Source organism: Streptomyces sp. ERV7 (assembly GCF_001653515.1).
Lineage (GTDB): Bacteria > Actinomycetota > Actinomycetes > Streptomycetales > Streptomycetaceae > Streptomyces.
In genome coordinates this window covers 214,597-240,634 of record NZ_LYOY01000001.1, presented here as the reverse complement: position 1 = coordinate 240,634, position 26,038 = coordinate 214,597, and the positions used below count along the sequence as shown (strand labels likewise).

The 26,038-nt window shown below is 71.8% G+C and carries 25 protein-coding genes and 1 riboswitch; of the genes, 16 read left to right on the top strand and 9 right to left on the bottom strand.

Features of this window, described 5'->3' with window-relative positions:
• Window positions 1–48: 48 nt before the first annotated feature.
• Window positions 49–654 carry an NAD(P)H:quinone oxidoreductase gene (gene wrbA / locus A8W25_RS01040; RefSeq protein WP_067154237.1) on the bottom strand — a complete coding sequence of 202 codons (606 nt, stop codon included), beginning with the start codon at window positions 652–654 and terminating at the stop codon, window positions 49–51.
• Between the two features lie 208 nt (window positions 655–862).
• On the opposite strand from wrbA, the gene A8W25_RS01035 reads away from it, so the two are divergent.
• The 3 genes from A8W25_RS01035 to A8W25_RS01025 all read left to right on the top strand — a co-directional run bounded on the left by A8W25_RS01035 (window position 863) and on the right by A8W25_RS01025 (window position 2,697).
• Window positions 863–1,489, top strand: a complete 627-nt coding sequence (locus A8W25_RS01035; protein ID WP_067154234.1) for a TetR/AcrR family transcriptional regulator — start codon at window positions 863–865, stop codon at window positions 1,487–1,489.
• A 259-nt stretch (window positions 1,490–1,748) separates the two neighbouring features.
• A complete protein-coding gene (locus tag A8W25_RS01030; RefSeq protein ID WP_067154230.1) occupies window positions 1,749–2,201 on the top strand; it encodes an STAS domain-containing protein in 453 nt (150 codons plus the stop codon).
• 31 nt (window positions 2,202–2,232) lie between these two features.
• Complete coding sequence (locus tag A8W25_RS01025) at window positions 2,233–2,697, top strand: Crp/Fnr family transcriptional regulator (RefSeq protein WP_067154227.1); 465 nt, start codon at window positions 2,233–2,235, stop codon at window positions 2,695–2,697.
• A 4-nt stretch (window positions 2,698–2,701) separates the two neighbouring features.
• Here the strand turns inward: A8W25_RS01025 and A8W25_RS01020 are convergent, their stop codons facing one another.
• Window positions 2,702–4,123 (bottom strand): short-chain fatty acyl-CoA regulator family protein, encoded by a 1,422-nt coding sequence (locus tag A8W25_RS01020; RefSeq protein WP_067154224.1) that lies wholly within the window; start codon window positions 4,121–4,123, stop codon window positions 2,702–2,704.
• A gap of 391 nt (window positions 4,124–4,514) precedes the next feature.
• On the opposite strand from A8W25_RS01020, the gene aceA reads away from it, so the two are divergent.
• From aceA to A8W25_RS01005, 3 genes are all read left to right on the top strand, one after another.
• Window positions 4,515–5,834, top strand: coding sequence for an isocitrate lyase (gene aceA / locus A8W25_RS01015; RefSeq protein ID WP_067154221.1), 1,320 nt, complete (start codon window positions 4,515–4,517; stop codon window positions 5,832–5,834).
• A 62-nt stretch (window positions 5,835–5,896) separates the two neighbouring features.
• Window positions 5,897–6,763 (top strand): 3-hydroxybutyryl-CoA dehydrogenase, encoded by an 867-nt coding sequence (locus A8W25_RS01010; protein ID WP_420708391.1) that lies wholly within the window; start codon window positions 5,897–5,899, stop codon window positions 6,761–6,763.
• Window positions 6,764–6,872: 109 nt separating this feature from the next.
• A riboswitch (cobalamin riboswitch) is annotated at window positions 6,873–7,024 on the top strand.
• A gap of 214 nt (window positions 7,025–7,238) precedes the next feature.
• Window positions 7,239–7,664, top strand: coding sequence for an acyl-CoA thioesterase (locus A8W25_RS01005; protein ID WP_067154218.1), 426 nt, complete (start codon window positions 7,239–7,241; stop codon window positions 7,662–7,664).
• A 74-nt stretch (window positions 7,665–7,738) separates the two neighbouring features.
• Here A8W25_RS01005 and A8W25_RS01000 read toward each other — a convergent pair whose 3' ends face one another.
• Complete coding sequence (locus A8W25_RS01000; protein WP_067154215.1) at window positions 7,739–9,193, bottom strand: multicopper oxidase family protein; 1,455 nt, start codon at window positions 9,191–9,193, stop codon at window positions 7,739–7,741.
• 509 nt (window positions 9,194–9,702) lie between these two features.
• On the opposite strand from A8W25_RS01000, the gene A8W25_RS00995 reads away from it, so the two are divergent.
• The 5 genes from A8W25_RS00995 to A8W25_RS00975 all read left to right on the top strand — a co-directional run bounded on the left by A8W25_RS00995 (window position 9,703) and on the right by A8W25_RS00975 (window position 13,386).
• A complete protein-coding gene (locus A8W25_RS00995) occupies window positions 9,703–9,945 on the top strand; it encodes a hypothetical protein (protein WP_067156520.1) in 243 nt (80 codons plus the stop codon).
• Window positions 9,946–10,004: 59 nt separating this feature from the next.
• A complete protein-coding gene (locus A8W25_RS00990; RefSeq protein WP_079125725.1) occupies window positions 10,005–11,252 on the top strand; it encodes a flotillin family protein in 1,248 nt (415 codons plus the stop codon).
• 97 nt (window positions 11,253–11,349) lie between these two features.
• Window positions 11,350–11,835, top strand: a complete 486-nt coding sequence (locus tag A8W25_RS33775) for a luciferase family protein (RefSeq protein ID WP_158942339.1) — start codon at window positions 11,350–11,352, stop codon at window positions 11,833–11,835.
• A 155-nt stretch (window positions 11,836–11,990) separates the two neighbouring features.
• On the top strand, window positions 11,991–12,635 hold the full coding sequence (locus tag A8W25_RS00980; RefSeq protein ID WP_067154210.1) for a hypothetical protein: 645 nt from the start codon (window positions 11,991–11,993) through the stop codon (window positions 12,633–12,635).
• Between the two features lie 145 nt (window positions 12,636–12,780).
• Window positions 12,781–13,386, top strand: coding sequence for a sigma-70 family RNA polymerase sigma factor (locus A8W25_RS00975; RefSeq protein WP_067154207.1), 606 nt, complete (start codon window positions 12,781–12,783; stop codon window positions 13,384–13,386).
• 90 nt (window positions 13,387–13,476) lie between these two features.
• Here the strand turns inward: A8W25_RS00975 and meaB are convergent, their stop codons facing one another.
• The 3 genes from meaB to A8W25_RS00960 are packed head-to-tail and all read right to left on the bottom strand — an operon-like array spanning window position 13,477 to window position 18,512.
• Window positions 13,477–14,469: a methylmalonyl Co-A mutase-associated GTPase MeaB gene (meaB, locus tag A8W25_RS00970; protein ID WP_067154203.1), complete on the bottom strand. Its 993-nt coding sequence runs from the start codon at window positions 14,467–14,469 to the stop codon at window positions 13,477–13,479.
• Window positions 14,470–14,475: 6 nt separating this feature from the next.
• Window positions 14,476–16,665, bottom strand: a complete 2,190-nt coding sequence (gene scpA / locus A8W25_RS00965) for a methylmalonyl-CoA mutase (protein ID WP_067154200.1) — start codon at window positions 16,663–16,665, stop codon at window positions 14,476–14,478.
• On the bottom strand, window positions 16,662–18,512 hold the full coding sequence (locus A8W25_RS00960) for a methylmalonyl-CoA mutase family protein (RefSeq protein ID WP_067154197.1): 1,851 nt from the start codon (window positions 18,510–18,512) through the stop codon (window positions 16,662–16,664). The genes scpA and A8W25_RS00960 overlap by 4 nt, the downstream gene beginning before the upstream one ends.
• A 273-nt stretch (window positions 18,513–18,785) precedes the next feature.
• Between A8W25_RS00960 and A8W25_RS00955 the strand changes: the two genes are divergently transcribed.
• From A8W25_RS00955 to A8W25_RS00940, 4 genes are all read left to right on the top strand, one after another.
• On the top strand, window positions 18,786–19,472 hold the full coding sequence (locus tag A8W25_RS00955) for a FadR/GntR family transcriptional regulator (RefSeq protein WP_067154194.1): 687 nt from the start codon (window positions 18,786–18,788) through the stop codon (window positions 19,470–19,472).
• Complete coding sequence (locus A8W25_RS00950; protein WP_079125724.1) at window positions 19,469–20,842, top strand: hypothetical protein; 1,374 nt, start codon at window positions 19,469–19,471, stop codon at window positions 20,840–20,842. The genes A8W25_RS00955 and A8W25_RS00950 overlap by 4 nt, the downstream gene beginning before the upstream one ends.
• A complete protein-coding gene (locus A8W25_RS34630) occupies window positions 20,839–22,101 on the top strand; it encodes a right-handed parallel beta-helix repeat-containing protein (RefSeq protein ID WP_234386086.1) in 1,263 nt (420 codons plus the stop codon). The genes A8W25_RS00950 and A8W25_RS34630 overlap by 4 nt, the downstream gene beginning before the upstream one ends.
• Window positions 22,102–22,269: 168 nt before the next feature.
• On the top strand, window positions 22,270–22,842 hold the full coding sequence (locus A8W25_RS00940) for a dihydrofolate reductase family protein (RefSeq protein WP_067154190.1): 573 nt from the start codon (window positions 22,270–22,272) through the stop codon (window positions 22,840–22,842).
• A 70-nt stretch (window positions 22,843–22,912) separates the two neighbouring features.
• Here A8W25_RS00940 and A8W25_RS00935 read toward each other — a convergent pair whose 3' ends face one another.
• Window positions 22,913–23,377, bottom strand: coding sequence for a Crp/Fnr family transcriptional regulator (locus A8W25_RS00935; protein ID WP_067154187.1), 465 nt, complete (start codon window positions 23,375–23,377; stop codon window positions 22,913–22,915).
• Window positions 23,378–23,656: 279 nt separating this feature from the next.
• Here A8W25_RS00935 and A8W25_RS00930 point away from each other — a divergent pair, with 279 nt between their 5' ends.
• The gene (locus A8W25_RS00930; protein ID WP_234386083.1) at window positions 23,657–24,199 is read left to right on the top strand and encodes an RICIN domain-containing protein; all 543 of its coding nucleotides are present in this window, start codon (window positions 23,657–23,659) and stop codon (window positions 24,197–24,199) included.
• A gap of 64 nt (window positions 24,200–24,263) precedes the next feature.
• Here the strand turns inward: A8W25_RS00930 and A8W25_RS00925 are convergent, their stop codons facing one another.
• Both A8W25_RS00925 and ppk2 read right to left on the bottom strand, forming a co-directional pair.
• On the bottom strand, window positions 24,264–24,971 hold the full coding sequence (locus tag A8W25_RS00925) for a response regulator (RefSeq protein ID WP_067154183.1): 708 nt from the start codon (window positions 24,969–24,971) through the stop codon (window positions 24,264–24,266).
• Between the two features lie 243 nt (window positions 24,972–25,214).
• Window positions 25,215–26,018 (bottom strand): polyphosphate kinase 2, encoded by an 804-nt coding sequence (ppk2, locus tag A8W25_RS00920; protein WP_067154180.1) that lies wholly within the window; start codon window positions 26,016–26,018, stop codon window positions 25,215–25,217.
• Window positions 26,019–26,038 lie beyond the last annotated feature (20 nt).

Genomic DNA, 26,038 nt, shown 5'->3' with positions numbered 1-26,038 from the left:
GCCCCCGACCGTTACGCACAGTCAGGGGCGCCGAGGTAGCGGCAAGGGTCAGCGCGCGCCGGCCTGGAGGCGCGCCGTGATCGTCGCCAGGCGCTCACCCTGGTAGCGGGCCGCGACCAGCGTCTCGTCGGAGACGGCGTCGGAGCCGAAGTGGGCCGTGCCGTACGGGTTGCCGCCCGCGCCGTACACGACCGGGTCCGTGTAGCCGGGGGCGACGATCAGCGAGCCCCAGTGGTGGAACGTGTTGTACAGGGCGAGCGTCGTCGACTCGTTGCCGCCGTGCCTGTTGTGGGCGCTGGTGAAACCGGTGGCGGGCTTGTCGGACAGGATGCCCTTCGACCAGAGGCCGCCCGTCGTGTCGATGAACTGCTTCAGCTGCGCGGCGATGTTGCCGTAGCGGGTCGGCGAGCCGAAGGCGTACGCGTTCGCCCACTCCAGGTCGTCGAGCGTGGCGACCTCGACGACGTCCTTGACCGCCTCGACGTGCTCGCGCCACGCCGGGTTGGCGTCGATGGCGGCGTCCGGGGCCAGCTCGGGGACCCTGCGCAGGCGGACCTCGGCACCGGCCTTCTCCGCCCCCTCGGCTATCGCCTTGGCGAGCTGGTGGACGTTCCCGGTGGACGAGTAGTAGATGACCGCGACCTTGGCACTCATGACGAGGCCCCTCCCAAGCAGAGATCGTTAGACCGTACCGGCGAACTGGATAGCTATCCGCTTCCGTCGCCGATGACGAGTAAAGCGGATAGCAATCCACTTTGCAAGGGGGTTTCGGCAGTGCGCGCCATGCCCGAATCTCGGGCCCACAGGACGGGCCTCAAGCTTCCCGCGATCAAAACGGATAGGTATCCGATAGCCTCGAACCATGACCCGCATCGAACTCTCCGTCACGGGCCAGGCTCCACCCGAGCGCGCCGACGCCGCCCGCAACCGCCGGAAGATCCTCGACGCGGCCGCCCGACTGGTCAGGGAGCAGGGGCCCCAGGCCGTCACCATGAACGCGGTCGCGCACGCCGCCTGCATGGGCGTCGGCACGGTCTACCGGCGGTTCGGCGATGTCGGCCAGCTCCTCTTCGCCCTCCTGGACGACAGCGAGCAGCGCTTCCAGCAGTCGTTCCTGTCCGGCCCCCCGCCGCTCGGCCCGGGCGCCCCGCCCGCCGAGCGGCTGCGCGCCTTCCTGCACGCGCTCGCCGACCGGATCGTGGAGCAGCGCGAGATCATGCAGATGGCCGAGGCCGCGTCACCGAGCGCGCGCTACAGCAGCGGGGTGTACGCGACGCTGTTCGCCCATACGTCGATGCTTCTGCGCGAAGCGCGTCCCGAGGCGGACACGGCGATGCTGGCCCACCTCCTGCTCGCCCCCTTCGTACCGAGCCTGTTCGAGCACCTCACGGTCACCCGGGGAGTGACGCCGGAGCGCATCAAGGCGGGTATCGACGATCTGCTGGGAGTGGAGCACGGCCCGGCCCGCACCACCCACGACGGTTCCTGACCGCCGGGCCAGGCCCCGTCAGGCCCTCCGGCACAACCGATCAACTGCGGATCGGTCATATGCCAACGCATAATGTTCAATGGCCACTTGGGCCGGGCATGCACACACCGGAGGCCCCGGTTCTCGACACAGGGGGCCGGACGTCTCCACGGTTCCACCACGCATCGCCCCACCGCAGATCGTCCCACCGCACCTTGCCCCCGCACCCTCTCCTCCGTTCGCCTCCGGGCGGGCGGGTCGCCTCCCCCGAGGTGAGCACATGGTCACCGTCCTTCCGGACTTCGCTCCACCGTCACGCGTCTACCGCGCGCACGGGCACACAGTCCTGGCCCTCTGCGGCGAGATCGACATCGCCACCGCCGCCGAGGTCGTCCCGTACCTGGAGGCGGTGACCGCCCCGTACGAGCCCAAGGTCGTGATCGACCTGACGGCGGTCACCTTCTTCGACTGCTCCGGCCTGCGGCTGCTCAGCGCGGCCCGCCGCCGCGTGACCGCCCGCCACGGCAGCCTCACCGTGGTGTGTGCGCACCCGTTCACTCTGCGGATCCTGGCGCTGTCGGGCCTGGGCCCGGCTCTGCGCCTGGTCCCCACCTTGGAGGACGCCGTCCGCCCACCGGCCCCACCGGCCCCGCGGGCCGCAGCCGAGCCGGGCGGCGGCACCCCAGCGTGCGACGGGCGGGCACGGCGGCACACCGCGGCCGACTCCGGGTGACACTGGAAGAGGACCGACAAGGAGGCCGCCCATGAGCATCCCCGCGCTCCCCCGGCTCACCAGCGCCCTGGCGGACGAGCACCGCAACCGCCTCACCGGCCTCGCCCGCGAGGTCGACTTCCCCACCGGGACCCGCCTCTTCAACGAGGGCGGCCACGCCGACCGGTTCTGGGTCCTGCGCTCGGGCACCGTCACCCTCGACATGCGCATCCCCGGCAGACGCCCCGCCGTGATCGAGACGCTCGCCGCGGACGAACTGGTGGGCTGGTCCTGGCTGTTCCGCCCCTATGTGTGGCAGCTGGGCGCCGAGGCCATGACACCCGTACACGCCTACGAGTTCGACGCCGCCGCCGTACGCGACCTCATGGAAGCCGACCCGGCGTTCGGCGTGGCCGTCGGCGGCTGGGTGGGCCGCGTCCTGGCCCACCGTCTGCACGCCGCCCGCACCCGGCTGCTCGACCTGTACGCCCCGTACGGCAGCGGCCACGCCATGTGACCGGTCACCTCTCCTGCCCCGCGCCGTCCGCCACCGGATACGGCACGAACGTCGTGCTGTTCTCGTCGATCGCCAGGGGGCGCCCCAGCGGCGGAACCGCGCGCTGCGGGCAGTCGAGGCGTTCGCACATCCGGCAGCCCATGCCGATCGGGGTCGCCGCGGCCGCGTTGTCCAGGTCGAGGCCGTCGGAGTAGACGAGGCGGGAGGCGTGGCGCAGTTCGCAGCCGAGGCCGATCGCGAAGGTCTTGGCGGGCTCGCCCCAGCCGCCCCGGTGCCGGGTGACCGTACGGGCGGTCCACAGATAGCGCTGCCCGTCGGGCATCGCGGCGATCTGGACGTGGATGCGGCCGGGCGAGGCGAAGGCCTCGTAGACGTTCCACAGCGGGCAGGTGCCGCCGCTGCGGGAGAAGTGGAAACCCGTCGCCGACTGGCGTTTGGACATGTTGCCGGCCCGGTCGACGCGGACGAACGAGAACGGCACGCCCCGGGCGCGCGGCCGCTGCAAGGTGCTGAGGCGATGGCAGACCGTCTCGTGGCCGAGCCCGAAGCGGTCGCCGAGCCGCTCGATGTCGTAGCGGACCTCCTCGGCCGCGGCGTGGAAGGTGCGGTACGGGAGGATCAGCGCGGCGGCGAAGTAGTTGGCGACGCCGATGCGGGCGAGCGGCCAGGCCGGGGCCGCCGGGTCGAAGTCCTCGGCGGCGTGCCGGGACAGTTCACCGGCGTATTCGAGCAGGGCGAGCTGGGTGGCCAGCCGGAACGCCTGCTGGCCGGGCCGCAGCCGCGGCGAGAGGTACAGGACGCGGGTCGCCGGGTCGTAGCGGTGCAGCCGGTCGCCCTCCTCGGTGACCAGACGGACGCCATGTCCGGTGGCGAGGCGGGCGGCGAGCGCCTGGCGGACCTCGCCGGGGCGGATGCCGATCTCGGCGGCGAGCTCCTCGGCCGCCAGGTCCACATCGTGGAGGTAGTTCTGACGGCGGTAGAAGAAGTCGCGGATCTCCTCGTGCGGGGTCCGGGCGGCCACCGGAGTCGCCAAGTCATCGCGTCCGTCGGCCAGTTCGGCCAGCCGCTCGGTCAGGTCCTGGTTGCGTCGGCTCAGATCCAGGAGCACCTCGGCGACGCCCGGCAGCCGGCCCGCCAGATCGGCGAGCTCGGACGGCGAGACGCGGGCGGCGGACACCTGGTCGGCCATGGCCTCGCGCAGTCCGGCGAGCAGCCGGGTGGTGTCGTGCTCGGAGAAGAACGACGGGTCGACGCCGAACGCCTCGGTCAGCCGCAGCAGTACGGGCACGGTCAGCGGGCGCGAGTCGTGCTCCATCTGGTTCAGATAGCTCGGCGAGATCGCCAGCAGCCTGGCCAGCTCGGCCTGGTTGAGCCGGCGCTCCTCGCGCAGCCGTCGAAGCCGCGCACCGGCGTACGTCTTGCTCACCGCGTCCCCCTTCGCGTACGGGCGGCCGCGCGCGTGTCCGTACGGTCCCCGCGAGCCGATCGGGCGCGATCAGCGTAACTCACGGGTGGGTTCGCAAAGTTGGCACAGCAGGGCGGAAAGATTCGCACAACATGGCTTCCGGCCGGCATCGACACCCGCCCGGCACCCCTGCCACAGTCGTACCGCGGCCGCCCGGAACCGAAGCCCCGGGCCGGCTGGGTCGGTATACCGCTCCACTCCACTCCCGGTGCACCTGACCCGTCGCGCCCGACGGCACAGCCGTCGGCCTGTGCGCCGAGCGTACGGTTCCGGGCGGCCGCAGCATCCCCGGCGTTGACTCCGCCGACTCTCCCACCCTCCTTAACACCCTTCGCACTCCGAGGAGATGGCCATGACACAGGACGCCACCACGGCACAGGACGTCGCTACCGCGCGGGACGTCACGACGGCGGCCGAGCAGCTCACGCGGCGCTGGGCATCGGAGCCCCGCTGGAAGGGGGTCGAGCGCACCCACAGCGCGGCGGACGTCGTACGGCTGTCGGGCAGTGTCCGCGAGGAGCACACGCTGGCGCGGCGCGGAGCCGAGCGGCTGTGGCGGCAGCTGCACGAGCGCGACTATGTGCACGCACTCGGCGCGCTCACCGGCGGCCAGGCCGTCCAGATGGTCAAGGCGGGCCTCCAGGCGATCTACCTCTCCGGCTGGCAGGTGGCCGCCGACGCCAACCAGGCCGGTCACACCTACCCCGATCAGAGCCTCTACCCGGTGAACTCCGTGCCCACCGTCGTGCGCCGGATCAACAACGCGCTGCTGCGGGCCGACCAGATCGCCACCGCCGAGGGCGCCGGCGACACCACGGACTGGCTGGCGCCGATCGTCGCGGACGCGGAGGCGGGGTTCGGCGGGCCGCTCAACGCGTTCGAGCTGACCAAGGCCATGATCGCGGCCGGTGCGGCGGGCATCCACTACGAGGACCAGCTGGCGTCCGAGAAGAAGTGCGGCCACCTCGGCGGCAAGGTCCTCGTGCCCACCGCCCAGCACATCCGCACCCTCAACGCCGCCCGGCTCGCCGCCGACATCGCCGACGTCCCCACCCTGCTCGTGGCCCGCACGGACGCGCTCGCCGCCAACCTGCTGACCAGCGACGTCGACGAGCGCGACGCCCCGTTCGTGACCGGCGAGCGCACCGCGGAGGGCTTCTACCGGGTCGAGCCCGGGATGGGCCCGGCCATCGCCCGCGGTCTGGCCTACGCCCCGTACGCGGACCTGCTGTGGATGGAGACGGGCACGCCGGATCTGGCGCAGGCCCGCGCGTTCGCCGAGGCGATCCACGACCGGTACCCGGACCAGATGCTCGCGTACAACTGCTCGCCGTCGTTCAACTGGCGGGCGGCGCTCGACGACGACCGGATCGCCAAGTTCCAGCGGGAGCTGGGGGCGATGGGCTACCGCTTCCAGTTCATCACCCTGGCGGGCTTCCACTCCCTCAACCACGCCATGTTCGACCTGGCGCGCGGCTACGCGGAGTCCGGTATGACGGCGTACGTCGACCTCCAGGAGCGGGAGTTCGCCGCCCAGCGCGACGGGTTCACCGCCGTCCGGCACCAGCGGGAGGTCGGCACCGGCTACTTCGACCTCGTCTCCACCGCCGTCAACCCGGCCGCCGAGACGCTCGCGCTGCGCGGCTCGACGGAAGAGGAGCAGTTCCACTGAGGGTTTCACCGCACCGTCACGCACCGTCATCCACCTGCTTCACCAGACCGTACGGAGGGATCGTGAGCACCATCCAGCGCGTGGGGGTCGTCGGGGGCGGCCAGATGGGTTCGGGGATCGCGGAGGTGTGCGCCCGGGCCGGACTCGACACCGTCGTCTGCGAGGCCGACGCCACCGCGGCCCGGGCGGCCCGTGAACGGCTGGCCCGTTCCCTGGACCGCGCCGTCGAACGGGGCAAGGCGACCCGGGCCGAGCGGGACGACGCCCTGGCCCGGCTCGTGTTCAGCGGCAGCCTCGACGACCTGGCCGACCGGCAGTTGGTCGTCGAGGCGGTCCCCGAGGACCCGGCGCTGAAGGCCGAGGTGTTCGCCGCGCTCGACAAGGCCGTGGAGGATCCGGACGCGATCCTGGCGACCAACACCTCCTCGGTGCCGGTCATGCGCCTGGGCATGGCGACCGGGCGCGCGGACCGGGTGGTGGGCCTGCACTTCTTCAACCCGGTGCCGGTCATGCCGCTGGTGGAGGTGGTCCCGTCCCTGCACACCTCGGCTCACACCCTGTCCAGGGTCGAGGAGTTCGCCGCCTCCGTCCTGGGCCGCACCACGGTCCGCTCCCAGGACCGGGCCGGGTTCGTGGTGAACGCCCTGCTGGTCCCGTACCTCCTGGCCGCCGTCCGCATGGCCGAGTCGGGCTTCGCCACGGCGGCCGACATCGACACCGGTATGGAACGGGGCTGCGCCCACCCCATGGGCCCGCTCAGGCTCGCCGACCTCATCGGCCTGGACACGGTGGCGGCGATCGCGGACTCCCTGTACGCGGAGTTCAAGGAGCCGCTGTACGCCCCGCCGCCGCTGCTCCAGCGCATGGTTGAGGCGGGTCTGCTCGGCCGCAGGAGCGGGAGAGGATTCCACCGGTACGGGACGGAGTGAGGCTCGTACGGACGAGGGTGCCGGGCAGCCGATTGCCGTCCGGTTGCCGCTCTCTGGTTACGCTGTCGGTGCAGCTGGTTCGCCCCGTCCGCCAGGCGGGATGCGTCGCAAGAGGGAACCCGGTGGGAATCCGGGACTGCCCCGCAGCGGTGAGCGGGAACGACCGCCGTCATACGCACTGGGCCCGCGAGGGCCCGGGAAGCGACGGCCACTAGGTGTCCGCCGGGAAACCGGCAGGCGTGCCCGCGAGTCCGAAGACCTGCCCCTGCCCGTGCGCCACCCGTGCGTACGGTGATCTCGGCGGCCTTCGAGGGGAGGGCCGGCGGAGCGGGCGGACACGCACTCGGACACGCGTGCCACCGGCGCTGCCGATCCTCCGCACCCTTCGCCTTCGCTTCTCGGCGAATTCCGGTTCCTCGCGACCAACCGCCCGGGATCCCCACCGCGACTCGCGAAGGAGAGTCCCGTGCACCCCATGGGCATCCGCACGACCACCGGCCGCGCCCACAAGGCACCCGCCGACTCCCGGGTCACCCTCGCGCACATCATGAGCGAGCACGACACCAATCTGTACGGCACGATCCACGGCGGCGTCGTCATGAAGCTGATCGACGACGCGGCCGCGGCCGCCGCGGGCCGCCACGCGGACGGCCCCGCCGTCACCGTCTCGGTGAACCGCATGGCGTTCCTGTCCCCCGTCCGCGCGGGCGACCTGCTCACGGTGCACGCCGAGTTGGAACGCGCCGGCCGCACCTCGATGGACGTCGCCGTCCACGTCACGGCCGAACGCTGGAACGCCTCCGGCCCCACGACGGAGGTCGCCACGGCCCAGCTGACGTTCGTGGCGATCGACGCGGACGGGAGCCCGAGGGGCGTGCCGGAGCTGACTTCCACGGCCTGATACCAGCCGACGAGACGGTGCGAGGGGACGCCCGGGAGGATTCCCGGAGGGGCCCCGCCGCTACGGCACGGGCGTCAGACGACTTCCATCGTCGCCATCATGCCCATCGCCGCGTGGTCGAACATGTGGCAGTGGTAGACGTACTTGCCGCGGTAGCCGGTGAAGGTGGCCTGCACCTTCACCTTCTCGCCGGGCATCAGCCGGACCGTGTCCTTGAGCCCGGTCTCGGGCCCGGACGTCACCGGCACGCCGTTGCGCTCCAGCACCCGGAACTGCACCAGGTGGATGTGGAAGTTGTGCGGCACCCGCTGGTTGACGTTGCTGACCGTCCACACCTCGGTGTCGCCGTACTTGATGGTGTTGTCGACGCGGTTGTGGTCGTACACCTTGTCGTCGATGTACCCCATGCCGTCCGCGACACCCTCGTCCACGCGCAGCACCACGTTGCGGTTGACGGTCGGCGTCGGCAGCGCGGGCAGCGTCCGCAGCTTCGCCGGGACCCGGCTGTAGTCCGCGGCCGTGCGGGTCACCCGGAACTGGAGGACCGGCGTCGGGGGCACGCCCGCGGGCACGCCTTCCGTGTTGACGAGCTCGAAGGTGGTGCCCACCGGGAACTTGGAGAAGTCGACGACGATGTCGGCGCGCTCGCCGGACGTCAGCGAGATCGCGTCGGTGGTCACCGGGGCCTCCAGCAGGCCGCCGTCGCCGCCGATGTGCTGGACGGTCGAGCCGTTGGACAGCTTCAGCGTGAAGAACTTCATGTTGGCCGTGTTGTACAGCCGGAAGCGGTACTTGCGCGCCGCGACCTCGAAGTAGGGCCAGGCCTTGCCGTTGGCGAGGATGACGGTGCGGCCCCGGAAGTCGTTCATCTGGTAGATGAGCTGGCCGTCGACGTCGAAGCGGGCGTCCCGGATGGCGATCGGGATGTCGTAGGCGCCCGACGGCAGCCCCAGCGCCTTCTCCGGCAGGTCCATCAGCGTGTAGAACCCGGTCAGCCCGCGGAAGACGTTCTCCGACTCGACGTGGTGCGCGTGGTCGTGGAACCACAGGTTCGCGTTGGGCTGGCTGTTCGGGTACGTGTAGGTCTTCTCGTTGCCCGGCTGGATCAGGTCCATCGGGGTGCCGTCGCTGGACTCCGGGACGTGGCCGCCGTGCAGGTGGATCGAGGTCGGCGACGGCAGGTTGTTCTTCTGCGTGACCACCACGCGGTGGCCCGAGCACGCCTTGATCCACGGACCGGGGAAGTGGCCGTCGAAGGTGCGGACGGTCGTCTGCTTGCCCGGGATGATCTCGGTCTGGACTTCCTGCATCTCAAAGCTGTAGTACGCGGTGGTGCCCGATATCCGGTCCGGCTTGGTGACCTCCGGAACCGTCATCTCCTGAGCGAACTTGGGGATGGTGGTGGGGTCGATGTCCGTCGCCGTCTGGGCCTGAGCCTCGCTGCTCAGCGCCGGAAGCAGCAGTCCCGCGCCCCCCACGGCGCCGGTGAGCGCGACACCGGCCTTCATCGCATTCCTGCGTGTGATCATCAAGAACTCTCCCAGCGAGGCATGCTGAGGACGCCCCCGCGGCGTCCTGGCAGTGATCGTTCGGGCGGCGTGCGGGCACTCCCGCAGGCGCCGCCGGCCCGTCACGCGGTCCGGCGAGTGGATCGGCTCGCCGCCGCCTGACCGGCAGTCCCGGGGAACAGCCCCACCTCGTTCATGAAGCTCGGCCTCGGGGTGTCGCATGGTGCTTCGGCGCCCTTCCGGAGTGGGGCCCGGCGCGGCGCAGTAGATCTTGTCTCCCAGTCTCCTGGTGCCGCTCTGGCCGAACAAGACACTCTGGTTTCAGGGTTGTGTCAGATTTCGCAAATTAGTTGCCGATTGTGTAGGGCCTCTGGCACCCGAACGTCAGACTCCGTCAGGTACCCGAGGATGGGCCGTACGCAGGTGGGGAGCTATCGTCGGAAGTCCGGATCGGTCGCGTGTCCGGAACGTGTGGGCGGCCCCGGACCGTGGAGGGCCGGTTCCACGGCGACAAGGGGGGCGGTCGGGCCATGGAGCAGGACGATGCCGTGATCGGCTGCACCGGCGAAGTGCTCGTCGGAACCCGCGGTTCCGGCGGCCCCGGCGAGGTCCTGGTACGGGTCCGCGGTGGCTCGGAGACGTTCCTCGCCTGGTCCGAGGAGCCGTTGCCGCGCGGGGCGAGGGTCCTGGTCGTGGAGTCCCGCGGCACGCGTCAGGTCGACGTCATCGCGTGGGCCGACCCGCTGGACGAGCTGGGTCTCGGCTCCGGCTGAGACCGCCCGGCCCCCGGGCCGCTCAGCAGTACCTCAAGCAGAAGACAAGGGAGACCCACATGTTCGGTTACCGCGTGCCCGCCCCGGACGAGGCGATGCTCATCTCGGGCGGCAGACGAGGCCTGGGTGGCGCGCCGTTCCGGGTGGTGACCGGGCACGGCAAGTTCGTGCTCCCCGTCTTCCGCAAGACCCGGTTCCTCACCCTGGCGATGTGCGAGTCCGAGGTCACCGAGACCTGTGTGACCAAGCAGGGCATCGCGCTGACCGTACGGGCCGTCATCGCCTTCAAGGTCGGCAACGACACCGAGTCCATCGTCAACGCCGGTCAGCGCTTCCTGTCCGACCAGGACCAGATGTCGGTGCTCACCGGCCGGATCTTCGCCGGTCATCTGCGGGCGATCATCGGCTCGATGACCGTCGAGGAGATCGTGACCGAGCGCCAGAAGCTGGCCGCCGAGGTCCTGGACACCTCGAAGTCGGAGATGGCGAAGATCGGCCTGATCGTCGACTCGCTCCAGATCCAGTCGATCGACGACGGCGACACCGGCTACATCGAGGCGATGTCGGCGCCGCACAAGGCGGCCATCCAGCGCCAGGCCCAGATCGCCCAGGCGCAGGCCACCCAGGCCTCGGTCGAGGCCGAGCAGGTGGCCGCGCGCAACCAGGCCGAATACGCCCGCCAGACCGCCGTCGTCAAGGCCGAGTACTCGGCCGAGGTCGACCGCGCCCAGGCCAAGGCCGCCCAGGCCGGCCCGCTCGCCCAGGCCCACGCCCAGCAGGAGGTCCTCGCGGCCCAGACCGAACTGGCGCTGCGCCAGGCCAAGTTGCGCCAGCAGCAGCTGGTCGCCGAGATCGTCAAGCCCGCCGAGGCGGAGGCCGAGCGGATCCGGGTGCTGGCCGTGGCCGAGGCCGAGCGGATGAAGATCCAGGCCGAGGCGGCCGCCTCGTACGACCGGGTCGCCCTCGACCGGATGCTGATCGACCAGCTGCCGCAGATCGTCAAGGAGGCCGCGGGCGGGCTCGCGGGCGCCAACGTCAACGTACTGAACGGGGCCGACGGACTCGGCGAGATCGCGGCGGGCCTGGTCGGCCAGGGCCTGACGATCCTCGACTCGGTACGCCAGAACCTGAGCGGATCCGGCCAGGGCCAGGACCGGCGCGACGGCTCCGCGAAGGGCAGCGGCCCGCTGGAGCTGCAGAGTTACCCCGGTGCCTCCGGGAAGCCCGCGCGGGGAGAGGGCGAGTCGTCGGCCGGGGAGGGCACCTCGCAGGCCAGGACCGGTGAGGGTCCGGTCACTCTGGACTGATTCGTCCGCACCGGCATTGGGGCACGGATTGGTCAAGCGGCGCCGGATAAGCGTGACGGGGGTGTCCCGCGGGTGAATCGTGCGCGAGGATGGGGTTATGACCGCGGCCCATCGCGCCATGGCTCAGTTGGAGACATGGCCGAATCTGGTAAGTGGCCCGCCCCGGTGCGCCGTTGGGCAAGCCTTTCGCACGATCGAGTACGAGGTGGTGCACTTCCACTCCGACTACGCCGCCGATCTGCATCTCACCCACCCGGCGATAGAGCGGCTGCTGCCCGAGCTCCGGCGCAGCAGCGCGATCCGGGTGACGCCCGGGTCCGCCTGGCTCACCGTGCTCCTCGACTGCGACGCGGACGTCGAGCTGCTGCTGAGCCTGGTCAGCGTGGCGCTGAAGGCGCACGGCGACGCCCGTCAGCGCCACCCGGGCCCGCCGTGCGAGTGGTACGGCTCGGCCGTGCCCGCACCGCGCGCCACCGTCGGGGCGGGTGCGGGGGCCGCCCCCACCGCCACCCCGCACGGCCTGGTACCGGCCGCCCGGCGTGCGATGGGCCGTCTCATCCCGCACGGCCACAAGCCGGACTGACAGCCCGGGCCCGCCCCAGTAGTCGGTGTGAACCGGCCTCGGGTTCCGGCGAGTCGACGTGGCGTGGATCACGCACGCTTTCAGGGCGGAATCGGCCGATCAATGTGCGAACCCGCCGGTGAAACGCCCGGGGCGGATGCGAGGATGAGCGCGCCATGACTGCCCCAGACACTTGCCGCACGGTGCGGGCCGCGATGTTCGCGGCTCTCTGTGTGCTGCTCACCGCGCTGGGGCACGCCCTCATGTCGGATGCCCCGGTGCCCTGGTGGGCGCTGGGGTGCGGCTTCGTCGCCACCGGCGCCACGGCGTGGGCCCTGGCAGGGCGCGAGCGCGGTTTCGGGCCGGTCGTGGCGTTCGCCGTGGGAACCCAGACGGTGCTGCACGAGCTGTTCTCGTGGGCCCAGACCACCGCGCGGCCCGCCGCGCAGCCCATGGACATGCGGATGACCGGAATGTCCACGACTCATATGAGCCATATGGGTCACATGGGCTCCATGGGCCACGACATGGCCGATATGCCCCTGGGGATGTCCTCCAGTGGCATGTTCGCCGCCCACCTCCTCGCCGCGCTGCTGTGCGGGCTGTGGCTGGCGCACGGTGAGCGCGCGGCCTTCCGGATCCTGCGGGCCTTCGCCGGCCGGCTCTTCGCCCCGCTGCGGCTGATGCCGCTCTCGGCCGCGCCGCCGCGGCCCGCGCGCCGGCGCGCCCGCCCGGACCGTACGGTCCGCGCGCCCAGGCAGCTCTTCCTCGTCCACGCGATCACCTCACGGGGTCCGCCCGCCGGGACCGCTGTCGTCTGACGACAGCCGGTTCCCCGCGGCGTCCTGGGAGTCCCTCTCCGGCGCCCCGGGCATCGGCCGCACGCCTTCGTGCCGCCGTACCCCTTCACCGGACCCGCCGCCGAGCCGGCCGGTCCGGATCCCGGATTCCCGAGAAGGACATCAGGTGATCACTCCTGCCCTGCCCCGCTCGCGCGACGAGTCGACGGACCAGGTCATCACGGCCTGGGCGCTGGCCGCCCGCACGGGCGACCCCGAAGCCGTCGAGCACTTCGTCCGCGCGCTCCACCGCGACGTACGCCGTTACGTCACCTACCTCGGCGCCGATCCACAGGCCGCCGACGATCTGACCCAGGAGACCTTCCTACGGGCCCTGGGCAGCCTGCACCGCTTCGAAGGCCGTTCCTCCGCCCGCACCTGGCTGCTGTCGATAGCCCGCCGCGCGGTGGTCGACAACCTGCGGTACGCCGCCGCGCGGCCGCGCGTCTGCGACACCGCCGACTGGCAGTCGGCCGCCGAACGGGCCCAGCCCCGGGGGCTGCCCGGCTTCGACGACGGGGTCGCGCTGGCCGATCTGCTGGCGGCGCTCCCGGACGAGCGCCGGGAGGCCTTCGTCCTCACGCAGCTCCTCGGGCTGCCCTACGCGGACGCGGCCCACGTCAGCAACTGCCCTGTGGGAACCGTGCGCTCCCGGGTGGCCCGGGCCCGCGCCGCACTGATCGAGCGACTGCACGACGCGGAGGGCGCGGAGCTGGCGGGCGCCCCGGCCTGAGCACGGGGAAGGCCCGGACCGTGTGGGTCCGGGCCTTCTGAGGGCTCACGGAAGTGCGATGCGGTTGCGTGCCGCTTCAGGGGCAGCCCTTCACCGCACCCCGGGCTCCCCTTGAAACGCGCTCAAGAGGTGTCCCGCGGCGAGCGTCGCCGTCAACTCGCCGTCCCGGACGCGCTGTTCGAGCACCGGGGCCAGGTCCCGTACGGCAGGGTGCGCGCGCAGCCGGTCCAGCAGCTCGTCCTGGACCATCGTCCACGTCCAGTCGACCTGCTGGTCACGACGTTTGGCGGCGAGCCGTCCCGTGGAGTCCAGGAGCGTACGGTGCTGGTCGATGCGCTCCCAGACGGTGTCCAGGCCGCTGGACTCGCGGGCGCTGCAGCACAGGACCGGCGGTGTCCAGGCCGCGTCCGCCGGGTGCATCAGCCTCAGTGCGCCCGCCAGTTCGCGCGCCGCCGACCTGGCGTCGCGCTCGTGCGGCCCGTCCGCCTTGTTGACGGCGATCACGTCGGCCAGTTCCAGGACGCCCTTCTTGATGCCCTGGAGCTGGTCGCCGGTGCGCGCGAGGGTGAGCAGCAGGAACGAGTCGACCATGTTGGCGACCGTCGTCTCGGACTGGCCCACCCCGACGGTCTCCACCAGGACGACGTCGTAGCCCGCCGCCTCCATCACCACCATCGACTCACGGGTCGCCTTGGCGACGCCGCCGAGGGTGCCCGCGCTCGGTGAGGGCCGCACGAACGCCGCCGGGTCCACCGCCAGGCGCTCCATCCGCGTCTTGTCGCCGAGGATGGAGCCGCCGGTACGGGTGGACGACGGGTCGACGGCGAGTACCGCCACCCGGTGGCCGAGCCCCGTCAGCATCGTGCCGAAGGCGTCGATGAAGGTGGACTTGCCCACCCCCGGCACCCCGCTGATGCCGATCCGCCGGGCGTTGCCGGTGTGCGGCAGCAGCTCGGTGAGCAACTGCTGCGCCAGCGTCCGGTGGTCGGGCCGGGTGGACTCGACGAGCGTGATGGCGCGGGCCACGAAAGCCCGCTTCCCGTCGAGCACACCCTTGACGTAACTGTCGAGATCGATGCGCACGGGCGGCTACAGCTCGTCGTGGCCCAGCGCCGCGCCGAGCCGCGTCACCAGGTCGTACGCCGCGTCCGGGATGACCGTCCCCGGCGGGAAGACCGCCGCGGCGCCCATCTCCAGGAGGGTCGGGACGTCCTGCGGCGGGATCACACCGCCCACGACGACCATGATGTCGTCGCGGCCCTCGGCGGCCAGCTCCTCGCGGAGCGCCGGTACGAGGGTGAGGTGACCGGCGGCGAGCGAGGACACCCCGACGATGTGCACATCCGCCTCGACCGCCTGGCGGGCCACCTCGCCCGGCGTCTGGAACAGCGGGCCGACGTCGACGTCGAAGCCGAGGTCGGCGAAGGCGGTGGCGATCACCTTCTGGCCGCGGTCGTGGCCGTCCTGGCCCATCTTGGCGACCAGGATGCGCGGACGGCGGCCCTCCGCCTCGTCGAAGCGGTTCACCAGGGCGCGGGTGCGCTCCACGGAAGGCGACTCTCCTGCCTCGTTGCGGTACACGCCGGAGATCGTACGGGTCTGCGCCGCGTGGCGTCCGTACACCTTCTCCAGGGCGTCCGAGATCTCGCCGACCGTCGACATGGCGCGGGCCGCGTTCACGGCCAGCTCAAGGAGGTTGCCGGTGCCGGAGGCGGCGGCGTCGGTCAGCGCGCGCAGCGCGTCCTGGCAGACCGCCTCGTCGCGCTCCTCGCGCAGCCGCCGCAGCTTGGCGATCTGCTGGGCGCGCACCGAGGAGTTGTCGACCTTGAGGACGTCGATCTGCTCGTCGTTCTCCACCCGGTACTTGTTGACGCCGATCACCGGCTGGCGCCCGGAGTCGATGCGCGCCTGGGTGCGGGCGGCCGCCTCCTCGACGCGCAGCTTCGGGATACCCGCGTCGATGGCCTGCGCCATACCGCCGGCCGCCTCGACCTCCTGGATGTGCTGCCAGGCCCGCCGTGCCAGGTCGTAGGTGAGCTTCTCCACGTACGCGCTGCCGCCCCAGGGGTCGATGACCCGGCAGGTGCCCGACTCCTGCTGGATGAGCAGCTGGGTGTTGCGGGCGATGCGCGCCGAGAAGTCGGTCGGCAGGGCCAGCGCCTCGTCCAGGGCGTTGGTGTGCAGCGACTGGGTGTGGCCCTGGGTGGCGGCCATCGCCTCCACACAGGTGCGCGTGACGTTGTTGAACACGTCCTGCGCGGTCAGCGACCAGCCCGAGGTCTGCGAATGGGTGCGCAGCGACAGGGACTTGGTGTTCTTCGGGTCGAACTGCTTGACCAGCCGCGCCCACAGCAGCCGGGCCGCCCGCATCTTCGCGATCTCCATGAAGAAGTTCATGCCGATCGCCCAGAAGAAGGAGAGCCGGGGCGCGAACGCGTCGACGTCGAGACCCGCCTCCTGCCCGGCCCGCAGATACTCCACGCCGTCCGCGAGGGTGTACGCCAGCTCCAGGTCGGCCGTCGCGCCCGCTTCCTGGATGTGGTAGCCGGAGATGGAGATCGAGTTGTAGCGCGGCATCTTCTGCGAGGTGTACGCGAAGATGTCGGAGATGATCCGCATCGAGGGCTTGGGCGGGTAGATGTAGGTGTTGCGGACCATGAACTCCTTGAGGATGTCGTTCTGGATGGTCCCGGCCAGCTTCTCGGGCGGTACGCCCTGCTCCTCGGCCGCCACGATGTAGAGCGCCAGAACGGGCAGCACCGCGCCGTTCATCGTCATCGACACCGTCATCCTGTCCAGCGGGATACCGTCGAAGAGCTGACGCATGTCGTAGATGGAGTCGATGGCCACGCCCGCCATGCCGACGTCGCCGGTGACTCTGGGGTGGTCGCTGTCGTAGCCGCGGTGGGTCGGCAGGTCGAAGGCGACCGAGAGGCCCTTCTGCCCGGCGGCGAGGTTGCGCCGGTAGAAGGCGTTGGACTCCTCGGCCGTGGAGAACCCGGCGTACTGCCGGATCGTCCAGGGCTGGTTGACGTACATCGTCGGGTAGGGGCCGCGCAGATACGGCGCCACGCCCGGGTAGGTGCCCAGGAAGTCCAGGCCCTCCAGGTCGCGCTCGGTGTAGAGCGGCTTGACCGCGATGCCCTCCGGGGTCTCCCACAGCAGATCGCCGTCGGCCTTCCCGGTGGACTCCTTCACGGCGGTGCGCCACTGGTCTTCGGAGCCGTCGGCGCCGGCGCCCGGAGCCAGCGGCAGCTCCGAGAAGTCGGGGATCGTCATGACGCCACTCCCATGCGGTCGAGGGCGGAGGAGAGCACGGCCACCGCGTCGCAGCCGGCGAAGACACCACTGTCGACACCGGTGTACTCGCCGCGGCCGGCGAGGTGGACAGTGCGCGCACCGGCCGACTTGAGCGCGGCGGCGACCGCCTCGGCCTGCTCGGCGTAGAGCGCGTCGCTGGAGCACAGACAGGCGATGGTGGCACCGCTCGCGGCGAACGCCTCGGCGGCCGTGGCCGCGTCCACCGACACCGGGTCGTGCACGGGCTCGATGCCGCCGGCCTGGAACAGGTTGGAGGCGAAGGTCGCCCGGCCGGTGTGCGCGGCGGCCGGGCCGAGCGCGGCGAGGAAGACCCGCGGGCGGGTCCCGGTCGCGGCGAGGTGGGCGTCCGAGCGGGCGCGCAGCTCCTCGAACGCCTCGTCGCGCCGCACCTTCGGCAGCCCGCCCGAGGGCTCGGCGGGGGCCGCCTCGCGCTCGACGGGACGCTCGGCGAGGTGCGGGAACTCGCTGACACCGGTGACCGGTTCGCGCCGCCGCGCGAGCTCGGCGCCGCGCTCGGCCCAGGTCGCGGCGAGCCGCTCGCGGATCAGCCCGGAGCGCAGCGCGGCCGCCTGGCCGCCCGCGCGCTCGATCGTCCGGAAGAACTCCCAGGCGCTGTGGGCGAGTTCGTCGGTGAGTCGCTCCACGTACCAGGAGCCGCCCGCCGGGTCGATCACCCGGGCCAGGTGCGACTCCTCCAGAAGGATCGAGGAGGTGTTGCGCGCGATACGGCGAGCGAAGCCGTCGGGCAGGCCGAGGGAGTGGTCGAAGGGGAGGACGGTGACGGCGTCCGCGCCACCGACGCCCGCGCCCAGACAGGCCACCGTGGTGCGCAGCATGTTCACCCACGGGTCGCGGCGCGTCATCATCACCGGCGAGGTCACCGCGTGCTGGCGCTGCGCTCCGGCGGCGGGGGCCCCGCTCGCCTCGGCGACCCGCGCCCACAGCCGCCGCGCGGCGCGCAGCTTGGCGATGGTCAGGAACTGGTCGGCGGTGGCCGCGTAGCGGAACTCCAGCTGGGCGCAGGCCGCCTCGACGGACAGGCCCGCCTCGGTGAGCGCACGCAGATAGGCGACACCGGTGGCCAGCGACGCGCCGAGCTCCTCGGCGGCCGAGCCGCCCGCCTCGTGGTAGGGCAGCGCGTCCACGGTAAGGGCGCGCAGCCGCGGGAACCGCTCGTCGCAGAGCCGGGCGAGGCCGACCGCGGGGGCCGGATCGAGCGCCTCGCCGGTACGGGCCTCGTGGCCCAGCGGGTCGGCGCCGAAGGAGCCGCGCGCGGAGTCGGCGGGGACGCCGCGCTCCTCGTACAGCCGGAGCAACTCGCGTGCGGCGGGCTCGAATTCGGCGCCCGCGTCGAGGACGACGGGCGCGAGGTCGAGGTAGACGCCGTCGAGGGTGCGGGCGAGCGAGGAGACCGGCACACCGCCCTGGCCTACGGCCAGCCAGAGCGAGGTGACGCCGTTCTCCAGATCGGCCAGCACGGCCTCGTTGACCCGGGCGGGGTCGGTTCCGGCGTGGCGCTGTCGTACGCCCCAGCCGTCCGCCGCGCCGCCCTCGGGCCGGCTTCCCCGGACAAAGGGGGCGAAGCCCGGATAACCGGCATCGGGCGCGGAGTCTCGCGCGGTGTACAGGGGCCGGGTGGTGAGCCCGGACTCGACCGGGGTGGACAGTGCCTCCTCGGCAGCCGTGCCCGAGACATCTTTACCCGATTTGCGCAGCACGCCTTCCACGAGGCGCTGCCACTGCTCATGGGTTGCATCAGGGAACTCGGCGGCCAGCGAAAGCCCGTCGTCAGGCAGGACCGTCATGCTCAGATGCTAGGGCAGTGGCGCAAAGGTGCAGCAGGGGGAAGGGCTGTGACCTTGCCCTCTCCGGAACGCTCTTGATCCTTTACGGGCGGTGCCGTATCCGGCGCGGACACGGGGGCGCGTTCGTGGTCGCAACGGTCCGTATCGGCCTCTCCGGACGTATCGGCCCGTCTCGGCGCACGCCTCTTGACGGTGCCGGAAGGCCACTGGTTCAGTGGCTCAGCCACTGAACCACATACCTGCTTCGGTACCGCCACCCTGGGGAGGGACTTCGTGGAGACGCTGCCCCGCGAGACCATCGTCGACGTCCTGGAGAACCGGCTGCGCGAGGACATCCTCACCGGCCGCCATCCGGCGGGCAGCTATCTGCCACCCGAACGCAGCCTCGCCGACGGCTACGGCGTCACCCGGACCACCCTCAAGCACGCCTTCGGCCGACTCGTCCAGGCCGGGCTCCTGGAGACCCGCCACGGTGTCGGCACCCGGGTCCGTGACTACGCGCGCCTGGGCGGCGCCGATCTGCTGCCCATGCTGGTGCGCCACAGCCCCGACTGGATCGGCGAGATCTTCGAGGTGCGGCGCGGCATCGGCGCGCTGATCGCCGAGCGCGCGGCGGCCCGCCGCGACGACCGGGCCGTCACTGAGCTGCGCCGACTCCTCGATGCCGTACGGGAGTCGGAGGGCGGTGACGCGGTGCAGCTGGCCGACGCGGAGGTGCACCGGGCGCTGGCCCGGGCCACCGGCAACCGGGTCTACGGGCTCCTCACCAACACCCTCTTCAACGCCTATCTGCCCGTGCGGGCCGCCCTGGTGGGGCCGTTCACCGATCCCGAGGCGGCGTACGCGCGGCTCGCCCCGGTCGTCGAGGCGGTCGCGGCGGGCGACGGCGCCGCGGCACACGCGGCGGCGGACGCCTATCTCACCGCCACCGAGCGGATCATGCTGGAAGGCCTGGTGTGAGCGGCCGGGGCACGGAGTTCCGGGAGACCCTGCTCGGTACGTTCCGGCTCGACGGCGAGGGCCGCACCCGCGCGGCCCGCCTCGGCCTTCGGGCCTTCGCCGACACCGTCCTGCGCCCGGCCGGCACGACCGAGGCCCGCCTCACCGGCCGGATCCGGATCGAGGGCTGGGCCGACGACCCCTGCGCGGTGGGCGAGTTGGAGATCTCCCCGCTGGCGCGCCGCCGCATCCGCTACCGCCTCGCCTTCACTGTGGACGGACGCCGGCTGACCCTGGACGGCTGGAAGTCCGTCACCCCGCTGCGCCCGGTCCGCTCGATGACGGTCCTGCCCTGCACCCTGTACGAGGAGGGCGAGCGGGTCGGCGTCGGCGCCCTGCGCTTTCCCCTGGTCACGGGCCTGGCCCCGTTCCTGGCGAGCTTCCGCTTCCCGCGCCGCGAGGACGCCGACGCCCTGGCCGCGCCGCGCTGGAAGGGCGAGCCCGGCCGTACCGAGGTCTGGTACACCACCGCGACCGACCCGGCCACCGGCGACGGCCTATGGCTCCACCACGAGCTGGTCGCGCCCACGGACGGCTCGGGCGCCCACGCCCACGGCTGGGTCGCGGTGTTCCCCGAGGACGGCCCCGTCGAGTACGCCCGCTTCGGCCCCGAGCCCTGGAAGGGCGATACGGACGGCTTCAGCGCCGAGGGCGTCTCGGTCCGGCCGGGCCGACTGACCGGAACGGCGGGCGCGTTCACCTGGGACCTGGCCGAACAGGCCCAGGACACCCCGCTGTTCACCTTCCCGCGCTGGTCCTGGCGCCGCCCGCTGCTGCCCGCCGCCCAGATCCTCCCGGCGGCCCGCGCCACCTACGACGGCACGGTCACCCACGGCGGGCGGACCCTGACGCTGAAGGGCGCGCCCGGCGCCTCCGCCCGTATATACGGGCACGGCAACGCCCGCCGCTGGTCCTGGCTGCACGCGGACCTCGGCGGCGGTGACGTCCTGGAGGTCGTGGCGGCGGTCTCCACGCGGCCCGTGCTGCGCGCGCTGCCGCCGCTGGTCTTCCTGCGGCTGCGGCGGCGCGGTCGCACCTGGCCCCGGCGGGCCGAGCGGTCGGCCCTGGGCCGTTTCCGGGCGGAGATCGGGCTGCCGGTGTGGACGGTGACCGGACGCGCGGGCCTGCGCCGCATCCGGGTCGAGGTGACCCAGCCCGAGGAGCGCACCCTGACCCTCGGCTACACGGACCCCGACGGGAGCGAGGCCGTCTGCCGCAACAGCGAGGCGGCCGACGCGGTCGTCCGCCTGGAACGCTGGTGGGGGCGATGGCGGCCGGAAGCGCAGTGGACGCTGGAGGGTACGGCCCACGCGGAGGTGGGCGGCCGATGAGCCGGGACGGCAGCCGGACCGCGTCCGGCCTTGTGGCCGCGCTGCTCGCCGACGACGGCACCCGGCCCTGGACGGCGACCGTGCCGCGCAGGCTCGACGACGTCCTCGCCTCGATGCCGGCGCCGGCCCGGGCGGGGCTGCGGGGGGCCGCGGCGGCCGTGGACGCGTACGCGCTCGCCCGGACGGGACGGCGGCTGGCCGCGCTCGGCACCGGGGAGCGCGAGCGGGTCATGGCGGCGCTCGGCGCCCGCCCCGCCCTCGCCCCGGTCCTCGACCTGCTCAAGGTGCCGGTGCTGCTCGCCGCCGGAACCGAGCGCATGCTCCACGAGGGCGCGCGGGGGCCGCTCCTGGCGCCGCCCGACGATCCGCCGCTCGACTGCGTACCGGCCGAGGAGTGGCCCGCGCGGACGACCGCCGACGCCGTGGTGATCGGGTCCGGCGCCGGGGGAGCGATGGCCGCGCGGACGCTCGCGCGGGCCGGGCTGCGCACGGTCGTCCTGGAGGAGGGGCACCACCACACCACCGCGTCGTTCGGGCGCCGCGCCCCGCTCGACCGGTTCGCCGAGCTCTACCGCGACGGCGGGGCGACGGTGGCGGCGGGCCGCCCGCCACCGCTGCTCCCCACCGCGGACCCCCGCAAGAACGGCGAGAGCGCGGACGGGCTCGCGATCAAGGAGGGCAGCGGTACGGGCAACGTGGTGCGCGGCGCCCGGCTGTGGAACAACGTCGACGACGGCTTCGACGCCTGGAAGTTCACCTCCCCGGTCCTGATCGAGAACACGATCGCGTACGGGAACGGATTCAACCGCTGGAACTTCCCCGACTTCGCGGGCGACGGCAACGGCTTCAAACTCGGCGGCGGCACCCCGGCCCCGGCTGCCGCGCACACGCTGCGCACCACCATGGCGTTCCGGAATGCCGCCAAGGGCATCACCGACAACGGCAACCCGGGCGCGATCGCCGTGAGCCGGAGCACCACCTTCCGCAACAAGGAGACGGGCTTCGACTTCGACACGGCCTCGGCCCGCGCCACGCTCACCGCCAACCTGTCCGTCGCGGACGGCCGTCCTGCCACCGTCGGAAGCGGCACGGTCGCGAGCGGCAACTCGTGGAACCTGGGCGGGACATGGGGCGAATCCTCCGTCCGGAGTACGGACCCGAGCACGCTCACGGGCCCGCGCGCTCCCGACGGCTCCCTCCCGTCCGCCCCTGCCTTCCTCACTCCGCGCGACGGCACACCGGTCGGTGCCCGCATGTGACATCACGCGCTTCCGGAAAACGTTTCCAGGAAATCGGACGATGACCGATGAGTTTCCTCGTGGCCCCCGGTCAGAGATCATGGTTGGTGCGCCGCGGCCGCGCGTGTGGCGGATGCGCGCACCGACCTGACCTGCCGAGAACGCGTTACCGAACACCGAGGAACTCAGATGCGTACCCTGATCAGCACTGCTTTCATCTCGCTCGACGGCGTTGTCGACTCCCCGGGCGGTGAGCCCGGATACCGCAACGCCGGGTGGACCTTCAAGGACATCGAGTTCCTCCCCGAGGCGTTCGACATCAAGGGCCGCGAGCAGCAGGAAGCCACCGCGATGCTGCTGGGCCGGACCAGCTACGAGGCCTTCAGCCAGGTGTGGCCCGACATGGCGGAGTTCGCCGACTACAAGGTGATGCCGAAGTACGTCGTCTCCACCACGCTCACCGAGGACGACCTGGTGACGAACTGGGGCGAGACCACGATCCTGCGCTCGCTCGACGATGTCGCCGCCCTGAAGGAGACCGAGGGCGGCCCGATCATCGTCCACGGCAGCGCCGGCCTGAACCGGAGCCTCGCGGACGCCGACCTGATCGACCGCTACCACCTGCTCGTCTTCCCCCTCCTGCTGGGTGCGGGCAAGCGCCTGTTCAGCACCACGGACAAGGACACCCAGAAGCTGAAGCTGGTCGAGCACGAGGCCTACGCCAACGGTCTGCAGAAGAACGTGTTCGACGTCGTCCGCTGACGCAGCTCCCGCCCTCGTACGGCCACCGCCTCAGGGACGCGCGAGGGGGTGGCCCGCGAGGCCGACGGGGTCACAGGACGCTGTCGCTGCCACTGCCGTGCGGGGCGTACAGGTCGAGCAGCCGGATACGGGCCGCGTGGAGGCGGTGCGCCAGGACGCGGCCCACCCAGGAGGAGATCGCGGCGCTGAAGGCGGGGTCGCCGTCCATCATGGCCCGCACGGCCGCCGCGTCGAACTCGTACGTCCGGACCGGTGTCATCGCCTCGGCGCCCAGCTGCCACACGAACGGCCGGAACATCCACGACCAGCCGACCAGCTCACCGGAGCCCAGCTGCCCGATCACGGCCGCGCGTCTGCCGGGGACGTGCATGTCGAGGGTCACGGTGCCGGAGCGCACGATCCAGAACCGGTCGGCGTGGCCGCCCTCGTTGAAGAGCCGGGTTCCGGCGGCGAAGTTGATCTCTTGGGCGATACCCATGAGGCGGTCGCGGTAGTCGACCGGAAGTGCGGTGGTGATCGAGGTCGGATTGCTCATGGAGGGCCTCCTTGTCCGGGTCCCCTTCCAGTGTCGCCCAGCCGCCGCTTCCACGCGGGATCGGCATGTGCATGGCGGCTCGTACAGTCGGCCTTCGCCGGAGGCTCGGCTTCCTTGTGCGGACGCTGTCGGGGGTGCCAGGTTCCGAGTAGCGTGGCGTGCTGCTCCGCCGTGCCGATGACGGAGTTCCGTACCACCTGGACGACTGCCCTTGCCACGGAGTGGCAGCCAGGGGGGCGCCTTCCCCCGGGACGCCACGCTGACCCGGAAGGAATGCCAGTGATCCTCGAACGAGACACCCGCAGCAGACCCAGGTCCCGAAGACGAGGCCTGCTCGGGCTCGTCACCGCCGTTTCCGCGGTGCTGGTGACCGGCCTGACCGGCCCACCCGCGCAGGCCGTGGGCTTCACCCGGATCAACGTCTGGAACTCGACCCACTGTCTCGACAACGCCACCCAGAACGCCGCGAAACTCCAGATGTGGTCGTGCGGCAGTGGTTCGGAACAGAAGTGGCTCGAAGGGTTCAACACCCAGACCGCTCTGTTCACCTTCACCAACCAGCGCACGGGACGGTGCATCACCGCACCGGCCTGGGGGCCGGGGACGGTCACCGTGCAGTTCTGCAACGCGGCCGACCCCACCCAGCAGTGGCGCGTCTTCGCCGCGGACAACCCCAACGGGCCGCCCTCGGGCTGGTACGACGTCTGGCAGAACGCGTCGAGCGGGTACTGCCTGTCCACGCCGAGCGTGGGCAACGGCACGCTCGTGCAGACGACGGTCTGCGATCCCTCGGACCAGTACGACAGGTGGCATACGCAATAGCCCCTCGTCCCGCCGGGCCGCCCGCCCCGGGCGGCCGGCTGATCCTTCACGGCCTCGCCCTTCGTCACGTTGTCGGGGGTTCGCTCTTCTCCGGCTGTTCCAGCTGCGAGGCGAGGACGGCGGCCTGGACCCGGCGCTGTACGCCCAGCTTGGCCAGCAGACGGGAGATGTGGTTCTTGACGGTCTTCTCGGACAGATAGAGCCGCCGGCCGATCTCGCGGTTGGTGAGCCCGTCGCCGATCAGCGCGAGGATGTCTCTCTCCCGCGGTGACAGGCTCGCCAGCTCGGACGGCACGGCGGGGCTTTCCACGGGGTCCGCCCGCAGCGAGCGCATCAGCCGGGCCGTGGTGGCGGGGTCCAGCATCGACTGGCCCGAGGCCACCGTGCGTACCGCCGAGACCAGGTCGGATCCCTTGATCTGTTTGAGGACGTACCCGGACGCGCCTGCCATGATCGCGTCGAGCAGGGCCTCCTCGTCGTCGAACGAGGTCAGCATCAGGCAGGCCAGCTCCGGCATCTGGTCGCGCAGCTCCCGGCAGACCGCGATGCCGTTGCCGTCCGGCAGCCGTACGTCCAGGACGGCGACGTCGGGGCGCAGGGCTGGGCCTCGCGCGAGCGCCTGGTCGACGCTGCCGGCGTCACCAACCACGCGGATGTCCGGCTCGGCGTCGAGCAGATCGGCCAGCCCGCGGCGAACGACCTCGTGGTCGTCCAGCAGGAACACACGGATGGGGTTCTGCTCGGTGAACGTGCGTGCGGCTGACTCTGGCATGGCGCCCCTTCGCTGCCCGGCGGAGGACGGCCCGCAGACCACCGCGGACAGTCCTTGAGCCGATCATCACGTGCCCGGGGCCGAACGCACTAGGGCCGACAGGCCCTACTCGGACCGGGGCAGCGGCCCTGTCGGCCCCGGCTCGGGACCTGTGGCCCCTGCCCGGCGCACCCCTTCGCCGACGACGCTGGAACCGGACCCCTCGCGCCCCGGAGGCGCGATGTCCGGGCCATGGCCTGCTGGTCAGAGGCTCGCCGCGTGGTCGGGGACGTAGCTCTGCAGATTGCGCGGCGGGCGCTCGTAGCCGGTCGACGGCGGCCGTCGCGGCAGCCGCAGCACTTGCGGTGCCGCCTCCTCGTACGGAACGGAGGACAGCAGGTGGGCGATCGTGTTCAGCCGCGCCCGGCGCTTGTCGTCGCTCTCCACGACGTACCAGGGCGCCTCGCGGATGTCGGTGTGGATCAGCATGTCGTCCTTGGCCCGGGAGTAGGCTTCCCAGCGGGTGATCGACTCCAGGTCCATCGGCGAGAGCTTCCAGCGCCGCAGTGGATCCTCCAGTCGGCGCCGGAAACGTTCCTGCTGCTCGGTGTCGCTCACCGAGAACCAGTACTTGCGCAGCAGGATCCCGTCCTCGACCAGCATCCGCTCGAAGATCGGACACTGACGCAGGAAGCGCTGGTACTCCTCCTGAGTGCAGAAGCCCATGACGTGCTCGACCCCGGCCCGGTTGTACCAGGACCGGTCGAACAGCACGATCTCCCCGGCGGCCGGCAGCTGCTCCGCGTAGCGCTGGAAGTACCACTGGCCGCGCTCGCGCTCGGTCGGTTTGGGAAGCGCGACGATCCGTGCGACACGCGGGTTGAGGTGCTCGGCCACCCGCTTGATCGTGCCGCCCTTGCCGGCCGCGTCCCGCCCCTCGAAGACCACCACGAGGCGGGCGCCGGTCGCCCGCACCCACTCCTGCAGCTTCACCAACTCCGTCTGCAGACGCAGCAGTTCCTTCTCGTACGCCTTGCGCGGCAGCGCCGCCTTCTTCTTGTCGGCCATGCCGCCTCCACCGCCCGATG

Bases quoted from the DNA above. Each gene is read 5' to 3' on its own strand.
- A8W25_RS01025 (WP_067154227.1), top strand. From the start codon at position 2,233: ATGAGCATCCCCGCGCTCCCCCGGCTCACCAGCGCCCTGGCGGACGAG.
- A8W25_RS00990 (WP_079125725.1), top strand. From the start codon at position 10,005: ATGTTCGGTTACCGCGTGCCCGCCCCGGACGAGGCGATGCTCATCTCG.
- A8W25_RS00925 (WP_067154183.1), bottom strand. From the start codon at position 24,971: ATGCCAGAGTCAGCCGCACGCACGTTCACCGAGCAGAACCCCATCCGT.
- aceA (WP_067154221.1), top strand. From the start codon at position 4,515: ATGACACAGGACGCCACCACGGCACAGGACGTCGCTACCGCGCGGGAC.
- wrbA (WP_067154237.1), bottom strand. From the start codon at position 654: ATGAGTGCCAAGGTCGCGGTCATCTACTACTCGTCCACCGGGAACGTC.
- A8W25_RS00995 (WP_067156520.1), top strand. From the start codon at position 9,703: ATGGAGCAGGACGATGCCGTGATCGGCTGCACCGGCGAAGTGCTCGTC.
- A8W25_RS00935 (WP_067154187.1), bottom strand. From the start codon at position 23,377: ATGAGCAATCCGACCTCGATCACCACCGCACTTCCGGTCGACTACCGC.
- A8W25_RS33775 (WP_158942339.1), top strand. From the start codon at position 11,350: ATGACCGCGGCCCATCGCGCCATGGCTCAGTTGGAGACATGGCCGAAT.
- A8W25_RS01035 (WP_067154234.1), top strand. From the start codon at position 863: ATGACCCGCATCGAACTCTCCGTCACGGGCCAGGCTCCACCCGAGCGC.
- A8W25_RS01005 (WP_067154218.1), top strand. From the start codon at position 7,239: ATGGGCATCCGCACGACCACCGGCCGCGCCCACAAGGCACCCGCCGAC.
- A8W25_RS00940 (WP_067154190.1), top strand. From the start codon at position 22,270: ATGCGTACCCTGATCAGCACTGCTTTCATCTCGCTCGACGGCGTTGTC.
- A8W25_RS00960 (WP_067154197.1), bottom strand. From the start codon at position 18,512: ATGACGGTCCTGCCTGACGACGGGCTTTCGCTGGCCGCCGAGTTCCCT.
- A8W25_RS00980 (WP_067154210.1), top strand. From the start codon at position 11,991: ATGACTGCCCCAGACACTTGCCGCACGGTGCGGGCCGCGATGTTCGCG.
- ppk2 (WP_067154180.1), bottom strand. From the start codon at position 26,018: ATGGCCGACAAGAAGAAGGCGGCGCTGCCGCGCAAGGCGTACGAGAAG.
- A8W25_RS01000 (WP_067154215.1), bottom strand. From the start codon at position 9,193: ATGATCACACGCAGGAATGCGATGAAGGCCGGTGTCGCGCTCACCGGC.
- A8W25_RS34630 (WP_234386086.1), top strand. From the start codon at position 20,839: ATGAGCCGGGACGGCAGCCGGACCGCGTCCGGCCTTGTGGCCGCGCTG.
- scpA (WP_067154200.1), bottom strand. From the start codon at position 16,665: ATGACGATCCCCGACTTCTCGGAGCTGCCGCTGGCTCCGGGCGCCGGC.
- A8W25_RS01030 (WP_067154230.1), top strand. From the start codon at position 1,749: ATGGTCACCGTCCTTCCGGACTTCGCTCCACCGTCACGCGTCTACCGC.